Raw genomic sequence first — 17536 nt, 5'->3', positions numbered from 1 at the left:
CATCGAGGAGCAAGACAGATGAGCATTCAAGTCCAACAGGTTTCGAAGCGATTCGGCGATTTTGCGGCGCTCGACGACGTAAGTCTCGAATTTCCCACGGGCGAATTGGTCGCGCTGCTCGGGCCGTCCGGTTGCGGCAAGACCACGTTGCTGCGCATCGTCGCCGGTCTGGAATTTGCCGATGCAGGCCGCGTCGTGCTCAACGGCGAGGATGTCGCGAGCGTGGGCACGCGCGAGCGTCAGGTCGGCTTCGTGTTCCAGCATTACGCGTTGTTCCGTCATATGACGGTGTTCGAGAACGTGGCGTTCGGCCTGCGCGTAAAGTCGCGCAGCGATCGCCTCTCGGACGCGCAGATTCGCAGCAAAGTGCACGAATTGCTCGGTCTCGTGCAACTGGACTGGCTGGCCGATCACTACCCGGCAGAACTCTCGGGCGGGCAGCGTCAGCGCATTGCCCTCGCGCGTGCGCTGGCGGTGGAGCCGAAGGTTTTGCTGCTCGACGAGCCGTTCGGTGCGCTCGACGCCAAGGTGCGCAAGGAACTGCGCAGTTGGCTGCGCCGCTTGCACGACGAGCTACATATCACCACGATTTTCGTCACGCACGATCAGGAAGAGGCGCTGGAAGTGGCCGACCGCATCGTGTTGATGAATCGGGGCAAGGTCGAGCAGATCGGTGCGCCGCAGGACGTGTACGACACGCCCGAGAGCGCGTTCGTCTATGAATTCCTCGGCGCGGCAAACCGTTTGTCGGGCCAATTGCAGACGCACGACTTTATTGCCGATGCGGGCGCGTACCGCGTGACCGTGGCGCGCGACGATCTGCCCGCACTGCCGCAAGACGGGCGCGCGATCGCCTATGTCCGTCCGCACGATCTCACGCTGTTGCCCGCACACGATGGCGGCCCGGGTATCGACGTGTCGGTACGTCGCGCCATCCCGCTGGGCGGCACCGTGCGCGTGGAATTGGCCGCGCCGGGCGACGCCGTGTGGGAAGCCGAACTGACGCGCTCGGGTTGGCAAGCGTTGGGTGCGACGGCGGGTGAGCCGCTGCGCGCCGTGCCGCGCCAGTTGCGCGTGTTCTCGGCGCAGGCGTGAGCCTTCGCGAAGGCGAAGGCGGCTAACCCGCAGCCTCTGGGACAGCAGACAAAAAATCGATAAGCCGTAAAAGACAAACTAGACAGACGTAACAAACAAGCGATAGGGCGGAGTCACACCATGAATTTCCAGCAATTGCGCTACGTGCGCGAAGCCGTACGGCAGAACCTGAATCTGACCGAAGCCGCGAGCGCGCTGTACACCTCGCAGTCGGGCGTGAGCAAGCAGATCAAGGATCTCGAAGATGAACTCGGCGTCGACGTGTTCGTGCGTCGCGGCAAGCGTCTCACGGGCCTGACCGAGCCGGGCAAGGCCGTGCTGCAACTCATCGAGCGCATGCTGCTTGACGCAGAAAACCTGCGCCGCGTGGCGCGTCAGTTTGCCGATCAGGACAGCGGCCATCTCGTCGTGGCAACGACGCACACGCAAGCGCGTTACGCGCTGCCGCAAGTCATCAAACAATTCACGAGCGTGTACCCGAAGGTGCATCTGGCGCTGCGTCAGGGAAGCCCGCGTCAGATCGCGCAGATGGTTATCGACGGCGAAGCCGATATCGGCATCACCACTGAGGCGCTCGATCGCTTCCCCGATATCGTGACGTTCCCGTGCTACTCGTGGCATCACGTGGCCGTGGTGCCGAAAGACCACCCGCTGGTCGGTCGCGCGAGCGTTACGCTCGCCGATATTGCCGAATACCCGATCATCACGTACGACGGCGATTTTACGGGCCGCTCGCACGTAGACAAGGCGTTTGCCGATCAGGGGCTGGTGCCGGATATCGTGCTGACCGCACTGGATACGGACGTCATCAAGACGTACGTCGAAATCGGGCTTGGCATCGGCATCGTGGCCGCGATGGCGGTCGACCCGCGCAAGGATCAAGATCTGGCCGTGCTCGAACTCGAGAACGCCTTCGAGCCGAGCACGACGCGTATCGGCCTGCGTCGCGGCGCGTTCCTGCGCTCGTATGCGTATCGATTTATCGAGATGCTTGCCCCGGCGCTCAAGGAGCAGGAAATCTCGACGCAACTGCGCGAAGCGCTGGAATTTGCGGCCTGAGATCAAAATTCCCCGGCCCGTGTGCGCCGTGCGCCGGGGCGCGCGGCCGGATCGATGTTCAGCGATTGGGAACCGGGGCAGTATTGGATACAATCGCTGGCATGACTTTGACCTCTTTCAATCCGACCCCTCACTACACCGTGTCCGCGGGCGAATTGCCGCGCATTGTGCTGCTCGCCACGGGCGGCACGATTGCCGGCAGCGCTGCCGACGCGACGCGTACGGCCGGTTATCAGGCCGGAGCGCTCGGTGTACAAGACCTGCTCGCGGCCGTGCCGGCGCTGGGCAGCATTGCGCATATTCACGCCGAGCAAGTCGCGCAGATCGATAGCAAGGACATGAGTTGTTCGCTGTGGCAAAAACTCGCCGCACGCCTGAACGCCTTGCTCTCGCAGCCCGACGTGGCGGGCGCTGTGATTACCCACGGCACCGATACGCTCGAAGAGACGGCGTATTACCTTCACCTGACGGTCAACAGCCGCAAGCCGGTGGTCATCACGGCGGCAATGCGTCCGGCAACGGCGCTCTCCGCCGACGGGCCGCTCAACCTGCTCAACGCCGTGCGTGTGGCTACCGATCCGATTTCGGCGGGCCGTGGCGTGCTGGTGGCGATCAACAATCAGATTCACTGCGCGCGCGACGTCATCAAGACCAGCACGTATTCGGTCGATGCGTTCCAGTCGCCGGAAATCGGTGTACTCGGCTGGGTGCAGGACGAGCGCGTCGCTTTCCAGCGTGCGCCGCTGCAATACCACACGGTCGAGAGCGAGTTCGTCGGCCTGTCGGGCGAGTTGCCCGCGGTGGAAGTGGTGTCGAGCTACGCGGGCGTGTCGCGCATTGCGGTGGACGCGTTGGTCGAGGCAGGCGTGCAGGGCATCGTGGTGGCTGGCACGGGCAACGGCTCGCTGCATTCGCTGCTGCAACAGTCGTTAGCCGAGGCGGTGCAGCGTGGCGTAGCGGTGGTGCGTGCGGCGCGGGTGGGCAGTGGCCACGTGATGCATAACGGTGCGGCCCCCGACGATCAGTACGGTTTTGTCAGCGCAGGCAATCTGCATCCTTACAAAGCCCGTGTGCTGCTGATGCTGGCCTTGCAGGCGGGCGTGCAACGCGATCGTATGCAGAGTTTGTTCGACGAGTATTGATCGAGGCGGGCGGCATCGCCGCCATGGCTCGCAGGCAATACTCGCGGCAAAAACTCGCAGGCAAAAAAATACGGCGCTAGTCATTCGACTCGCGCCGTTACCGTTTTAGCGATGCGCCACTCGCGTGGTGTGGTGCATTCGCCTCCCCTCTACTGGTCATGCTGGCGGCATAGGCTTTGCCGCTTCTTCATCTTCTCGCGAACTACGCGGTAGCTCGCGCCCGGCTTAGGCGCGGGCGCGAGAAAACCTTCTGAAACTATCAGGCAACCGTGTGGTTGGACAGCAGTTCCAGCGCGCGCACCATGCCCGAGTGATCCCAGCTTGCGCCACCGTTGGCGGCACAGGCGTTGAACAACTCTTGGCACGTGGCCGTGTTCGGCAGCGACACGCCCAGCGCCTTGGCGCTTTGCAGCGCGAGGTTCAAGTCCTTCTGGTGCAGCGAGATACGGAAGCCCGGCTCGAAGTTGCGCTTGACCATGCGCTCGCCGTGCACTTCCAGAATGCGCGACGATGCGAAGCCACCCATCAGCGCTTCACGCACCTTTGCGGGGTCGGCACCGGCCTTCGAGGCGAACAGCAGGGCTTCGCCCACGGCTTCGATGGTGAGTGCCACGACGATTTGGTTGGCGACCTTGCAGGTCTGACCGGCACCGCTCTCACCCACGAGCGTGATGTTCTTGCCCATCAGTTCGAAGAACGGCTTCACGTCGTCGAACGCGGCTTGCGAGCCACCGACCATGATCGACAGCGAGGCGGCCTTCGCGCCGACTTCACCGCCCGAGACCGGTGCGTCGAGGTATTCGCAGCCCAGCGCCTTGATCTTCTTGGCGTATTCCTTCGTTTCGATCGGCGAGATCGAGCTCATGTCGACCACGATCTTGCCAGCCGAGAGGCCTTCGGCCAGACCGTCTTCACCGAACAGCACGGCACCGACGTCCGGGGTGTCAGGCACCATCACGAAGATGATGTCGGCGCGCTTGGCCACTTCCTTGGCCGACGTGCAGCACGTGGCCTGACCGTCGATCAGGTCTTGAGGGGGCGTGCGGCGCTCGTACAGGAACAGCTTGTGACCGGCGTTTTGCAGATGCTTCGCCATCGGCGCGCCCATGATGCCCAGACCAATGAAACCGAGTTGTGCCATTTCGAGACTCCTTGTTGCCAAAGTTTGAATGTGGTCGCTGCCGGTGCGCCGAGGCGGGCAATCTTGCCCCCGTGCTCCGGCCGCATGCCCCCTGCATGCGGCCGGCGGGGCCCTTCCTCGTCGAAACCCGGTCAGCCGGCGCTCGCCACGCGTCGCGTTGACGTATGCGCGACGTTCGCCGTCGTTCTGTGCCTGCCGCCGGGGGTGACGGCAGACGCGTTGTTACATGCTCAGGTGAACCTGCGTGGCTTATGCAGCCGCTCAGCAGCCGCTTATGCAGCCTCGCGCAGACCCGCCGCCTTGAACCAGCCCAGACCGTCGGTCGTGGTGGTCGCCGGCTTGTACTCGCAGCCGATCCAGCCGGTGTAGCCAATGCGATCGAGCAGGGCGAACAGGTAGGCGTAGTTGATTTCGCCCGTGCCCGGCTCGTTGCGGCCCGGGTTGTCGGCCAATTGCACGTGAGCGATGCGCGCCAGATTCGTCTCGATGGTCTTGGCGAGCTCACCCTCCATGCGTTGCATGTGATAGATGTCGTACTGCAAGAACAGGTTGTCCGAACCCACGTCGTCGAAGATCTCCAGCGCCTGCTTCGTGCGGTTCACGAAGAAGCCCGGAATGTCGTACGTGTTGATCGGCTCGACCAGCAGGCGGATGCCTTCGGCCTTCAGTGCATCGGCGGCAAAACGCAGGTTGCCGACGAGCGTCTCGCGGGCGGCGTCGGTCGACAGATCCGCGCCTTGCTTGCCCACGAGGCAGTTCAGTTGTTTCACACCCAGCGCCTTGGCATAGGTGATGGCTTCGCCCACACCGTCGCGGAACTCGGCCACGCGCTCGGGGAAGATGGCGATGCCGCGCTCGCCTGCTTCCCAGTTACCGGCGGGCAGGTTGTGCAGCACCAGATCGAGCTGGTACTGGTTGAGCTTGTCGGCGATCTGGTCGCGATGGAATGCGTACGGGAACAGGAACTCCACGCCGCGAAAGCCCGCTGCGGCGGCCGCCTTGAAGCGGTCGAGGAACGGCACCTCGTTGAACAGCATGGTCAGATTGGCGGCAAATTTCGTCATTGCGCTGACTCCTCTCTTTCTTATAGGGGGTGGTTTCGACGATGCAAATCAGGGTGAAGCGGGTACTGCTAGGTTGCGGAGCGCGTGCTGGGCCGACAAGGGGGTCTAGGTCTCATCGGAGGGGACGCACGCGCCCCGCAAACGGTCACAGGCGGGCGGCTTACGCCGTCACTGCGCTGTTGTCTTCTTCCACGACGTCGATGATTTCTTCGAACTCATTGACGTTGTTGATTTCGGTGCCCATCGCAATGTTGGTCACGCGCTCGAGAATCACTTCCACGATCACCGGCACCGAGAACTCGGCCATCAGCTTGCGGGCTTGTTCGAACGCCGGCTGAATGTCGTTCGGCTGATGCACGCGGATTGCCTTCACGCCCAGGCCTTCAGCAACCTTCACGTGATCGACGCCGTAGCCGTTCACTTCCGGCGAGTTCACGTTCTCGAACGCGAGCTGCACGCAGTAATCCATGTCGAAGTTGCGCTGCGCCTGACGGATCAGACCCAGGTACGAGTTGTTCACCACGACGTGGATGTACGGCACCTTGAACTGCGCGGCGACGGCCAGTTCTTCGATCATGAACTGGAAGTCGTAGTCGCCCGAGATCGCCACCACGTCCGACGACGGCGAAGCCACCTTCACGCCGATGGCTGCCGGCACGGTCCAGCCCAGCGGGCCGGCTTGGCCGCAGTTGACCCAGTGACGCGGCTTGTTCACGTGCAGGAACTGCGCAGCGGCAATTTGCGACAGGCCGATGGTCGAGACGTAGCGCACGTCGCGGCCAAAGAACGCGTTCATTTCCTGATACACGCGTTGCGGCTTGATAGGCACCTGATCGAAGTCGCTACGACGCAGCATGGTGCGCTTGCGCTTCTGGCAATCGGCAACCCACTGCGAGCGATCCGGCAGACGGCCAGCAGCCTTCAGTTCCTTGGCCACTTCGACGAACAGCGTGAGGGCAGCCTTGGCGTCGGAGACGATGCCGTAGTCCGGGCCGAACACGCGGCCGATTTGCGTCGGCTCGATGTCGACGTGCACGAACTTGCGACCCTTGGTGAAGACATCGACGCTACCGGTGTGGCGGTTGGCCCAACGGTTGCCGATACCCATCACGAAGTCGGAGGCGAGCATCGTCGCGTTGCCGAAGCGGTGCGACGTTTGCAGACCGACCATACCGGCCATGAGCGGGTGATCGTCGGCGATGGTGCCCCAGCCCATGAGCGTCGGCACGACCGGCACGTTGACCGTTTCAGCGAACTCGACGAGCAGGTCGGCGGCGTCGGCGTTGATCACGCCACCACCCGAGACGATCAGCGGACGCTCGGAGGCGACCAGCATCTGAATCGCCTTTTCGGCTTGGGCACGCGTGGCTGCGGGCTTGTAGACCGGCAGCGGCTCGTACGTGTCGGGATCGAATTCGATTTCAGCGACTTGCACGTCGAACGGCAGGTCGATGAGCACCGGACCCGGGCGGCCCGAGCGCATCAGGTGGAAAGCTTGCTGGAACACGCGCGGCACGAGAGCCGGCTCACGCACGGTCACGGCCCACTTGGTCACCGGCTTGGCGATCGATTCGATATCGACGGCCTGGAAATCTTCCTTGTACAGACGGGCGCGCGGGGCTTGACCCGTAATGCACAGAATAGGGATCGAATCGGCTTGGGCCGAGTACAGGCCCGTAATCATGTCGGTGCCTGCGGGGCCCGACGTGCCGATACACACGCCGATATTGCCGGCTTCTGCTCGGGTGTAGCCTTCGGCCATGTGCGAAGCGCCTTCGACGTGGCGCGCGAGCACGTGCTCGACGCTGCCCGCCTTGCGCAGGGCCGAATAGAACGGGTTGATGGCAGCGCCCGGCACGCCGAACGCGGTGGTGATGCCTTCTTTCTCCAGAACCCGAACGGCGGCCTCTACGGCGGTCATCTTGGCCATGTGACTCCTCCAATGTGTAATCGGTAACGATGTTGGAAGCCACTTTAAGCCGGTACGATTTGTTTGATAAGATCACAAAAGATCGTTTTTTTAAAAACAAAAAGTATCGAATGGAGGCGGGATGGACCGTTACAAGCAGATCGAGACCTTTGTGCAGGTCGCCGAAGCGGGCAGTTTGGCGGCGGCCGCGCTCAAGGAGGGGGTGTCGCCGGTGATTCTCGGGCGGCGCATCGACGCGCTGGAAAAGCGCTTGGGGATCAAGCTGATGTACCGGTCCACGCGGCGGCTGGCCTTGTCGGAAGAGGGCGGCGCTTTTCTGGAGCGCTGCAAACAGTTGCTGGGCGACTGGGACATGGCCGAGAACGAGATCAGTGCCGGGCGGCACGCGGTATCGGGCCACTTGATCGTGTCGGCACCCGCTGCGTTCGGACGTAAGCACGTGGCGCCGCACGCGCCCACTTTTCTGCGCCAGCATCCGGAAGTGCAAATTTCCTTCAATCTGACCGATCGCGTGGTGGATATCGTGCGCGAAGGGTACGACATGGGCATTCGGATCGGCGGCTCGGTCGACCCCAACTTCGTGGCGGTGAAGCTGGCCCAGAACCGGCGGGTGGTCTGCGGCACGCCCGCTTACTTCGCGCGGCACGGGCGGCCCAAGACGCTGGAAGATCTGTCCAAGCACAATTGCTTGGCTTTCAATTTGCAAGGCGGTCAGCAACGCGGCTGGTATTTCAAGCGGCAGGGCAAGCTGGTGACCACTCGCGTGAACGGCAATCTCGACTGTAATGACGGCGAGTTGCTGCACCGCTGGGCGCTCGAAGGGCTGGGGCTGGGCTGGCGCTCCACTTGGGAAATTCAGCGCGAGTTGCTCTCGGGTGAACTGGAAACGGTGCTCGACGAGTACGCGCTGCCGGATTACGACATCCTCGCGGTCTATCCCCAGCAACGGTTTCAGCCTGCGCGCGTGCGATTGTTCATCGATCACCTGCGGCAAGTGTTCGCCCGGCCGAATTACTGGCTCGAGCAGGAGTAGGGGGATGGGTAGCCTGAGTTCCGTATTGGCATTTGGCTGATATGGGAGCGCGTGGGCAGCAGCGCTTTGTTGAATCCAAGAAATGCCGTGTGGCGACGGCACGCATGATGGCTCGCTCTACGTCAGCCGGATTGGCCGGCTGACATTGTCAACCGCGAGCCACCATGCAGAAGATTTCGTTTCAAGCCCGCAATCACGCCCGCCGTGCAAGTTGTGGGAACGCCAGCGGCCATGCCGCCACCAAGGGGGCCAGCGCATTACGGCGCGTGGCGCAACATCGTGCGGCGCAACCGTGGACACAACAAGTGCGCCGGGTCGGAAGTGCGCGGCGTGAGCGAGTTCGAGCCACGCCATTGCCCTTGTCGACTTCGACCGATGTGGCCAATCGGGCCAATCGGGCCAATCTGACCACTCCGGCCAACGCGGCCAATGCGACGGGCCCGAGCGCCTGGAAGATGTGCCTCATGGGGGCAGCGCTCTTGAGCGTTGCGTGTCCGGTCGTGCAGGCGCGCTACCGCCCGAACCATGACGGCGGGGCAGTCAGATCTCGGGACGGCACCGTCCCCGTCTACGGCGAAAGCGATATGGGCGCTTTGCGCGCGCGAGCGGCTTCCCGCGGTGCCGTCGAAGTGACTCGCAGCGTACCGGCGAGCGTCACGCTTGACCCGCGCACAGCCACTTCACTCCCGTCGGCGGTGGCGCTGGATTTCGACGCATCGACTTCCGGCAATGTTACGACCGATGGGTATGCACGGAACGTCACGGCGGCAACGGCTAACGCGAATGACACGCTGGCATCGCCGCCGGGGCTGACTTTGCTGCGTGAGGATTGGCTCAGCCAGGGCACGCTCACGCACTTTCTGAACGGTCCCCCTTTGTTCGATTTCCTTGCGGCGTATTCCGGGGTGCAGGATCGCGACGCCATCGCCGATATGTTGAAAACCCGCGAGGGGACGTTGCTTGGGTTGTTCCAGTGCCTGAAGCCGGGCGTGGAAGGGGGCGTGGAAGGGGGCGTGAAGCAGGGCCGCTCGCCGTGGGACGCGGCGAACTTCAATGCGACGGCCTTCGATGCCCTGATGCAGCGCGTGGGCATTTCGCTCGGCTATGGGGCGCACACGGACGCGCAAACGGACCCGGCGTTTCGGCAGTCGATGTTTGTGCGCTTGGTGAGCACGATCATCTGGCCGGAGAGACTGAGCAACGGCGAAGTTCCCATGACGATTCCCCCGGATGTCCGCGCGCAGTGGCTCGACTGGTTGCGTCCCGGCGATCGAGTTCAGACGTGCGATGCCCCATACGATGCGGGCACGAGCGAAAACGCGACGATGACCGGCGTGCCGGACACGAACGTTTTGCGAGAGCGTTTGGGAAACTATGTGTTTCGCGGCGATGGCGATCTTGGCGACGCGCGGGAATGGGTGACCGGTCTGATGGGCGCCATGATCGACCCTACGTTGGGTCTGCCCAGCAGTGTCGGCGCGATGCAGGTCGGCGATTTGCCGTGGGCGCTCATGCGCATCGGCATGACGATGGCTGGACCGGATGCCTGGCAAATGTCGCCGCCCGAGTTGACGGCGCTGGCAGTGACCGCTTATCAAAGCGCGATCGCTAACGATGCGGCCTTCGAAGCGTTCTTTCATGTTCACGCCGAAACCCTGCTGCTTTACGCGCATGCGATGGGGCTGGTCGATCTGCGCGATGAGAATGTGGCGACGCTGAACGTGGTGCGCACGGCCATCGACGCGTTCGATGCGCGCATGCATCAGGCATTCAACACGCCCGGCCCAGGTGCCTTTGAAGTCTTGCGCGGCGAGTTGCCCAGTCGCGCGGAAATCCTGTCGCGCGAGCTTGCCCGGCAATTCCCCGAGGGCGAATCGCTGCACTTCAAAGCGAATGGCCTGGGCGAATCCACCTCGCTTTACGCCCGTCGGGTCGCGTCTGTCATCGATAGCGTCGTCGGGCACGTGCGCCGCGATTGCGTGACGCAAGACAAGCCTTACGCCTTGGAGAACCTGATTCTCGACGGCTGCATGGACGACATTCATCGCATCTCCCCCGACCTTGGCGCAAGATTGCGCGATGCCGGATTGGATACCGACGGGCTCACGCGGCGCTTCAACGATGAATTCACTGCCAGCGTGGCCCACGTTCGCGACAAAATTCTGCGGCCCTCGTTAGCCGGGCTGGTCACGCGGCTCGCGCCGGAAGATTTGCGGCATTGGACATGCGGTACGTGGCAAATCCGCGTGCCTAGCGTCACGCTCGTCGTGCCGATGCAGAACGCTCGCGACAGGTTTGCCCAAGCTGAGGCGACGCAAGTCGTTTTCGTCGCCGCGACGATAGGCGGAACGACGCGGCATTTCGCGTTGACGCTGTCCCCCTTGATGCTTGTGCCGTTCGACGGAGACGTCGAAGCCTGGTTGCACGCCAAGCCCAATACCTTGTTTGGCGGAAACGGCGAGTTGCTTAAGCGCGTCGACGGCGATGTGGCTCGGTTCCGCACGATCGAGCCCTCGCAAGCCGGGCCGAATGTCTCTACCACTGAGGCGGTGGCTGCCGAGTTTGCCAGCCGGCTCGAAGCCTTTCGCGAGGCGGCCTATGCCAAGACACCGACGCAAGCCCATCGGGAGGCCGTGCGCCGCGCGCTGCTGAGCCTTATTCCGTTCTACAACTGTGTCGACGACGTGCACAGCGGCACTTACGCTTGGGCGACGATCGATTGCGGTGTCGATATCGTCAGTGCGATTCCATTGACTTACTCAGCGTTGATGGCCGAGCGTGCGGCGTTGCAGGTTAGCCGGACGCTGGTCGGCGCGGTGCTCGATGACGTCTCGCATAACGTGGTCCGCCGCGCGGGCATTGCGGGGGGATTATCGCGTGTGCTCTCCGACCCCGCGCTCGCCAGTGCTGTGAATGTCGCCAACTCGCGATTCAAGGACACTGGCATTGCGCTCATGCGCTTTGTCGACCCCGGCGTCGAGCTGGGAGCACGCGGCCTGCTGCGACTGCCGGAGTTCGGCTGGCGATTTCTGGCGCGGGTTCGCGACCTGCCGCTGCTCTCGCGCGTGGCTGGCCGGTGGGCGCGCGAGGCGCACGAAGGGGTCATCGCTATTCACGAGGACGGGGTGTGGCACGTGCCCGCGTCGCAGAAAGCGGCCTTGCAAACCCCTGGAGCGTGGCTCGGTACGTCGCGAGAGCCCCTCATGCTTGCGAGGCTTGGCGATAAAGAGAATGTCGTGGTGCGCCACGAGGGGCGATGGATGCGCCTGGCGAACCCGTATTCGGGACAATCCTACGGGCCGTTGCTCGGTGTCGATGCCCAGGGGCGGCTGGCTCGCCTTCCCTCGGAAACGGTGGCGGTACCGTTTGCCGACGAAGATGGGGCACTGACCGCGCGTGGGTATGTAACGCCGGAAACGACAGCCCCCGCGCTCGATGGGCCGCCTTGCCCGGAAGCCGGCGTTGGGCTGCGCCAGCGACGCGCACCCCCCGCTGTTCACGCCGCGTGCGACATCCTGACGGGTAGTGCGCATGTCAGGCGGCAGACGCCCCTATTCGGAACCCCATTTATTTTGAAGCGGCGCACCGGCGAGCCCCGCGAATGGGTGCCGGTCGATGTCAACGACGTCGCCGTGCGCGTGTCGCGTTTGGATTGGCCCGACGGCTATACCTTCGACGAATATTGGCTCGACGGCGAAGTGGTGTTATGGCGAGAGAACTCGGTCGGACGGGCGCCGGTGACGCGGGTACTCGGAGAGTTGAGCGAGTCGGTGGCTGGGAACGGGATGGTCTTGCCAGCAAAGGGCTATGTGCGGGCCGAATTCTGGGTGTCGCTGGACGAATTCAAACATCCGGAGCATAGGGCCCGCCGCGCAGACCTTCACACGGAAATGGCGCTCCATACGGGGGAGCGCGATCACAAATGGGTGCCTGACGAGGCGCTCGCCATTCAGGTCGCATGGCCCTTCGCAGGGGCGGTTGATGCGAATGGCCGCCATTTCGGCGTCGTCACGGCACGGGAACGTCATTACCGGTTCGCATTTCCAGAGGACGCGAGCTCGGCATTTCGCGCGACCTTGTATCCGGCGACACCGGACGAAGTCCAAGCTTTTCGAACGACGCAAAACGCGATGACGGGGGCGTTGCACGCGCGCGAAGTCGATGGGCAGACGATGCTCAGACCGCTGAGAGACATTGCGACGCCGAATTTGAGCGCTCAGGTCGAAAACGTCTTCGATCGCGCGGACGACCTGTTACGCAGTGCACGCGAGGCGCTGCGCACACCCATGTCTCCGATGGTGGAGACGGTGCTTGATCGCTTCGCCCCGGGGGCCGGCGACCAACTTGCCGACGCGCTCCGACCAGCCTTGCACCGAATGAATGCGGGACTTCAGGCAGTGAGCCGCGCGCGCGGCGAGGCCATCGGGGTCATGGAGAGTGAAGCGGGTGTGCTGGCCGCATCGCTCGGCGGCACGTTGCGGCGCCCGGAGCTGGCCGATCATCTGGACCATCCGGTTATCGGTTTCGATACGTCGTCGTTGGCCTGTTTGTCGGTTGAGGTTCAGGCGGCGACCTTGCTGCACGAGCTCAGCCACGTATCACTGGCCACGACCGATGCGCGGGGTTCGGAAGCGACGCTCTACGGGAAATATTTACCCGCACCGCGAGCCGCGTTCGATATGCAGCACGTCGAAAGCCTTCGTGAGGTGGTGGAACAAGGCGCTCAGCATCGCGTGGAGATGTTGCGCGACACCAATACGCCGCGATACGTGCTGCTGGCGCTCGATCGCCTGGTGGGAGACGGATTGGTTATGGACGTGGGCGATCTCGTCGGGCAAACCGGGTCCGGCGTAGTGAACCAGCTTGTCGGGCATGCATCTTCGATGGAGCATCTCGTCAATATTCTTGCGTACGCACACGATCCGGCGCATCACTCCTGCATCGCCGAGTTCATGGATGGCGGCACGTCTTATCAGCGCTACCCCACGGGATACACGCCGCCGTCACGGCAACTCCCGCAACAACCGTAAGCGGCGCGCCTACGCGGCATTGGGGAGCAGGGCGGTACTCGCGGTTTGCTGGGTTTACCGCCCGTTCTTGAACAGGTACGTAAAAGCGGCTATAATCGCGAGTTCTGCAACCTTGCTGCACTGATCTGACGCTCAGGCGGCTATTTCCAAAAGGAGCTACATATGCGTCACTATGAAGTCGTATTTATTGTTCACCCCGATCAGAGCGAGCAAGTGCCTGCGATGATCGAACGCTATCGCGGCATGGTGACGGCCAAGAATGGTCAGATCCATCGCGTCGAAGACTGGGGCCGTCGTCAACTGGCTTACATGATCGAGAAGCTGGCTAAGGCTCACTACGTTTGCCTGAACATCGAGTGCGACCAGGACACCCTGGACGAACTGGAACACGCGTTCAAGTTCAACGACGCCGTTCTGCGCCACCTCGTGGTTCGCATGAAGAAGGCCGAGACCGCCCCGTCGCCGATGATGAAGGAAGTGGCCCGCGAAGAAGCCAAGAAGGCTGCCGCGACGCCCGCCACGGAAGCTGCCGCTTCGTAATTAGCGCACCGGAACGCATCAGGGCGCCATTGGAGGGATCGACCGCGTGAATCGCTTACGGCTTGAAGCCAGCATTGTCGAAACCGGCACGCTGCGCTATACCCCAGCCGGGCTTCCCGTGATCGACGTGACCTTGGCCCATGCGGGAACTAGCGAAGAAGCGGGCGTTGCCCGCCAGGTCGAGTTCTCGATTCCGGCAGTTGCGATCGGTCCCATCAGTGCCAAAGTGATGGCGTTGGGACTTGAGAAACCGGCTCAGTGGGCTGGATTTCTCGCCAAGAAGCATCGCAATAGCCGAACCCTGGTGTTTCACATCACAGCATTGCAAGAGTTTGAAAAGGATTGTTGAACATGCCGCGTCCTAACGGTAAAAACAAGAAGTTTGATCGTCGCCGTCAACAGCAAAACCCGCTGTTCAAGCGCAAGAAGTTCTGCCGCTTCACCGTTGCCGGTGTCGAGCAGATCGATTACAAAGATGTCGAAACGCTGAAGGACTTCATCGGCGACAACGGCAAGATCACCCCGGCTCGCCTGACGGGCACCAAGGCGCACTACCAGCGCCAACTCGATACGGCTATCAAGCGCGCGCGTTTCCTGGCGCTGCTGCCGTACACCGATCTGCACGGTGCTTAATCGCCAGTCGACGAAGGAGAATAGATAATGCAAGTGATTCTGCTGGAAAAGGTCGTCAACCTGGGTAACCTGGGCGACATCGTGAAGGTCAAGGACGGTTTCGCACGTAACTTCCTGATCCCGAACAAGAAGGCCCGCCGTGCCACGAAGGACGCGATCGCCGAATTCGAAGTTCGCCGCGCCGAACTGGAAAAGGCTGCCGCCGACAAGCTGGCTGCTGCTCAAGCCGAAGGCGAAAAGCTGGGTGGTCTGACCGTGCAAATCTCGCAGAAGGCTGGTGTTGACGGCCGTCTGTTCGGTTCGGTCACCAACTTCGACATCGCTGAAGCCCTGGCTACCCAAGGTTTCAAGGTCGAGAAGATGCAAGTGCGTCTGCCGAATGGCCCGCTGAAGACCGTGGGCGACTTCCCGGTTCAGGTCGCGCTGCACACCGACGTCATCGTCGATGTGACGATCTCGGTCCTGGGCGAGCACGCCTAAGTCGTATTCGCGTCAGCTTCCCGACGCGTTTAAAAGACGGAAGCCGGTCCGCCGGCTTCCGTTTTTTTATGTCTGCTTGTTTTGCTTCCTCCCCACCGCCGACCGCCTTCCGGTTGCGCGTTCTCTTCCACGTTCGTTACGTTCAATAGCGCCGACTTATGCTGCCTCCCGGGAAACTGCTGGACAAATCACGTTCGGGAAAATCGTCGCGTAAGCGAGACTTTTCCGATCAGGATCGCGACGGTGGCGGATCGCGTGACCACGGTATAATGCCCGGCATGAACGCGCCCGATCCCCAGCTCGACTCCCTGAAGGTGCCCCCGCACTCCATCGAGGCGGAACAATCCGTTCTCGGCGGGTTGCTGCTCGATAACGGCGCCTGGGATCGCATCGGCGATTTCCTCTCCGAATGGGACTTCTACCGCTATGACCACCGGCTGATTTATCAGCACATCGGTCGGCTCATTGCCGGTGACCGTCCTGCCGACGTCATCACCGTTTTCGAATCGCTCACGACCGCCGGTAAAGGCGAAGACGTGGGTGGTTTGGCGTACCTGAACGCACTGGCGCAGAACACGCCGAGCGCGGCGAACATTCGCCGTTACGCGGAAATCGTGCGCGACCGTGCGGTGCTGCGCAAACTGGTGACGGTGGCCGACGAGATCGCCTCCGACGCTTTCAATCCGCAAGGCAAGGAAGTGCGGCAGATGCTCGACGAGGCGGAAGCGAAAGTCTTCGCCATCGCCGAAGAAGGCTCGCGCAGCGCCACCGGTTTTCTCGAACTGCAACCGCTGCTCACGCAAGTGGTGGAGCGCATCGACGAGCTGTATCACCGCGAAGGCGGCAGCGACATTACCGGTATTCCGACCGGCTTTGTCGATCTCGATCGCATGACCTCGGGCTTCAACGGCGGCGATCTGATCATCGTGGCCGGGCGTCCGTCGATGGGTAAAACGACCTTCTCGATGAACATCGGCGAGCACATCGCCGTGGAAGAAGGGCTGCCCGTTGCCGTGTTCTCGATGGAAATGCCGGGCACGCAGTTGGCGATGCGTATGCTGGGCTCGGTGGGGCGTCTCGATCAGCATCGTTTGCGTACCGGCAAGCTGGTCGACGAAGACTGGCCGAAGCTCACGCACGCGATGCAGAAGATGAACGAGACGCAACTGTTCGTCGACGAAACGCCTGCACTCAACCCGATGGAATTGCGTGCGCGTGCACGGCGTCTGGCGCGTCAGTGCGGCAAGCTCGGGCTGATCATCATCGATTACTTGCAGCTCATGAGCGGCTCGGGCGGCGGTGAGAACCGGGCGACCGAAATTTCCGAAATTTCGCGATCGCTCAAAGGCCTCGCCAAAGAGCTCAACGTACCCGTGATTGCGCTCTCGCAGCTCAACCGAAGTCTCGAACAACGCCCGAACAAGCGCCCGGTGATGTCTGACCTGCGTGAATCGGGCGCTATCGAACAGGATGCCGACATCATCCTGTTTATCTATCGCGACGAGGTGTACAACCCCGATACTCCCGACAAGGGCACCGCCGAAATCATTATCGCGAAACAGCGTAATGGTCCTATCGGCGCGGTTCGTCTGGCGTTTATCGGCGCGTATACCAAGTTCGACAATCTGGCCGGCCCCCAATACTGACGCGAAATTACCGCCTGTTTGAGAAGGCGTGCGGTGGCGCACGCCCGCAACAGGGTAGAATGTGACGTTTTTGTGTCGACCAGTCCCCTCTCAATACCCGGAGTTTTCCAATAATGTTCGGTCGCTTCATGCCCACCGAGGGCAAGTTCTTTGACCTGTTCAACCAGCACGCGGAGTGCATGATTGCCGGCAGTCGCGAACTTGCCGCCATGCTCAACGACCTGCCAAACGCAGAGTCGCGCACTGTCGCCGTGCAGAACAGCGAAAAGAAAGCGGATCGCATCACGCACGAGACCATCGACCTGATGCACAAGACGTTCATCACGCCTTTTGATCGCGATGAGATCCATAAGCTGATCAGCACCATGGATGACATCCTGGATCTGATGGAAGACGTGGCGACCGCTGTCTGGATGTACGACATCAAGAGCGTGCCCACCGAGGCGCGTCAGCTTGGCGAGATTTGCGTGAAGTGCTGCGAGCGCGTGCAAAGCGCCGTGGCGCTGCTCAACGACATGGATCGTGCACGCGACATCCTCAAGTTCTGCGAAGAAATCGATGGCCTGGAATCGGAAGCCGACCGCCTGCTGCGCGGCTCGCTCTCGAAGCTGTTCCGCGAAGAGGCCGACGTGAAAGAGCTGATCAAGCAGAAGGCTGTGTCGGAATTGCTCGAGTCGGTGACCGACAAGTGCGAAGACGTTGCCAACATCATCGAAGGCATTGTGTTGGAAAACGCCTGAGCG

Annotated in this window: 14 protein-coding genes; 11 read left to right on the top strand and 3 right to left on the bottom strand. The window is 62.2% G+C overall.

Annotated elements, in window-relative coordinates; translation table 11 throughout:
- Window positions 1-18: 18 nt before the first annotated feature.
- The 3 genes from PPN31114_RS05875 (at window position 19) to PPN31114_RS05865 (ending at window position 3296) form a co-directional block, all read left to right on the top strand.
- Window positions 19-1095 carry a sulfate/molybdate ABC transporter ATP-binding protein gene (locus PPN31114_RS05875; protein WP_150678502.1) on the top strand — a complete coding sequence of 359 codons (1077 nt, stop codon included), beginning with the start codon at window positions 19-21 and terminating at the stop codon, window positions 1093-1095.
- Window positions 1096-1215: 120 nt separating this feature from the next.
- Complete coding sequence (locus PPN31114_RS05870) at window positions 1216-2154, top strand: CysB family HTH-type transcriptional regulator (RefSeq protein WP_150678501.1); 939 nt, start codon at window positions 1216-1218, stop codon at window positions 2152-2154.
- A gap of 101 nt (window positions 2155-2255) precedes the next feature.
- Window positions 2256-3296: an asparaginase gene (locus tag PPN31114_RS05865; RefSeq protein ID WP_150678500.1), complete on the top strand. Its 1041-nt coding sequence runs from the start codon at window positions 2256-2258 to the stop codon at window positions 3294-3296.
- A 259-nt stretch (window positions 3297-3555) separates the two neighbouring features.
- Here the strand turns inward: PPN31114_RS05865 and glxR are convergent, their stop codons facing one another.
- The 3 genes from glxR to gcl form a co-directional block, all read right to left on the bottom strand.
- Window positions 3556-4458, bottom strand: a complete 903-nt coding sequence (gene glxR / locus PPN31114_RS05860; protein ID WP_281350942.1) for a 2-hydroxy-3-oxopropionate reductase — start codon at window positions 4456-4458, stop codon at window positions 3556-3558.
- Between the two features lie 251 nt (window positions 4459-4709).
- The gene (gene hyi, locus PPN31114_RS05855; protein ID WP_150678498.1) at window positions 4710-5501 is read right to left on the bottom strand and encodes a hydroxypyruvate isomerase; all 792 of its coding nucleotides are present in this window, start codon (window positions 5499-5501) and stop codon (window positions 4710-4712) included.
- 160 nt (window positions 5502-5661) lie between these two features.
- Window positions 5662-7431 carry a glyoxylate carboligase gene (gene gcl, locus PPN31114_RS05850; RefSeq protein ID WP_150678497.1) on the bottom strand — a complete coding sequence of 590 codons (1770 nt, stop codon included), beginning with the start codon at window positions 7429-7431 and terminating at the stop codon, window positions 5662-5664.
- A gap of 121 nt (window positions 7432-7552) precedes the next feature.
- Here gcl and PPN31114_RS05845 point away from each other — a divergent pair, with 121 nt between their 5' ends.
- The 8 genes from PPN31114_RS05845 (at window position 7553) to PPN31114_RS05810 (ending at window position 17533) form a co-directional block, all read left to right on the top strand.
- On the top strand, window positions 7553-8464 hold the full coding sequence (locus PPN31114_RS05845; RefSeq protein WP_150678496.1) for a LysR family transcriptional regulator: 912 nt from the start codon (window positions 7553-7555) through the stop codon (window positions 8462-8464).
- Window positions 8465-8823: 359 nt separating this feature from the next.
- Window positions 8824-13494 carry a hypothetical protein gene (locus tag PPN31114_RS05840; protein ID WP_150678495.1) on the top strand — a complete coding sequence of 1557 codons (4671 nt, stop codon included), beginning with the start codon at window positions 8824-8826 and terminating at the stop codon, window positions 13492-13494.
- 162 nt (window positions 13495-13656) lie between these two features.
- Entirely contained in the window at window positions 13657-14034 is a 378-nt protein-coding gene (gene rpsF / locus PPN31114_RS05835; protein WP_150678494.1) for a 30S ribosomal protein S6, read from the top strand.
- 46 nt (window positions 14035-14080) lie between these two features.
- Window positions 14081-14383, top strand: coding sequence for a primosomal replication protein N (priB, locus tag PPN31114_RS05830; RefSeq protein WP_150678493.1), 303 nt, complete (start codon window positions 14081-14083; stop codon window positions 14381-14383).
- 2 nt (window positions 14384-14385) lie between these two features.
- Complete coding sequence (gene rpsR / locus PPN31114_RS05825; RefSeq protein ID WP_010803800.1) at window positions 14386-14667, top strand: 30S ribosomal protein S18; 282 nt, start codon at window positions 14386-14388, stop codon at window positions 14665-14667.
- Between the two features lie 27 nt (window positions 14668-14694).
- Window positions 14695-15147, top strand: coding sequence for a 50S ribosomal protein L9 (gene rplI / locus PPN31114_RS05820; RefSeq protein WP_150678492.1), 453 nt, complete (start codon window positions 14695-14697; stop codon window positions 15145-15147).
- A 278-nt stretch (window positions 15148-15425) separates the two neighbouring features.
- Window positions 15426-16793, top strand: a complete 1368-nt coding sequence (locus tag PPN31114_RS05815; protein WP_150678491.1) for a replicative DNA helicase — start codon at window positions 15426-15428, stop codon at window positions 16791-16793.
- A 113-nt stretch (window positions 16794-16906) separates the two neighbouring features.
- Complete coding sequence (locus PPN31114_RS05810) at window positions 16907-17533, top strand: DUF47 domain-containing protein (RefSeq protein WP_150678490.1); 627 nt, start codon at window positions 16907-16909, stop codon at window positions 17531-17533.
- The last annotated feature ends 3 nt before the right edge of the window (window positions 17534-17536 follow it).

It is taken from the genome of Pandoraea pneumonica (assembly GCF_902459645.1).
GTDB classification, from domain to species: domain Bacteria; phylum Pseudomonadota; class Gammaproteobacteria; order Burkholderiales; family Burkholderiaceae; genus Pandoraea; species Pandoraea pneumonica.
The sequence above is the reverse complement of the archived record's forward strand: the minus strand, read 5'-3'. Positions and strand labels throughout refer to the sequence as shown.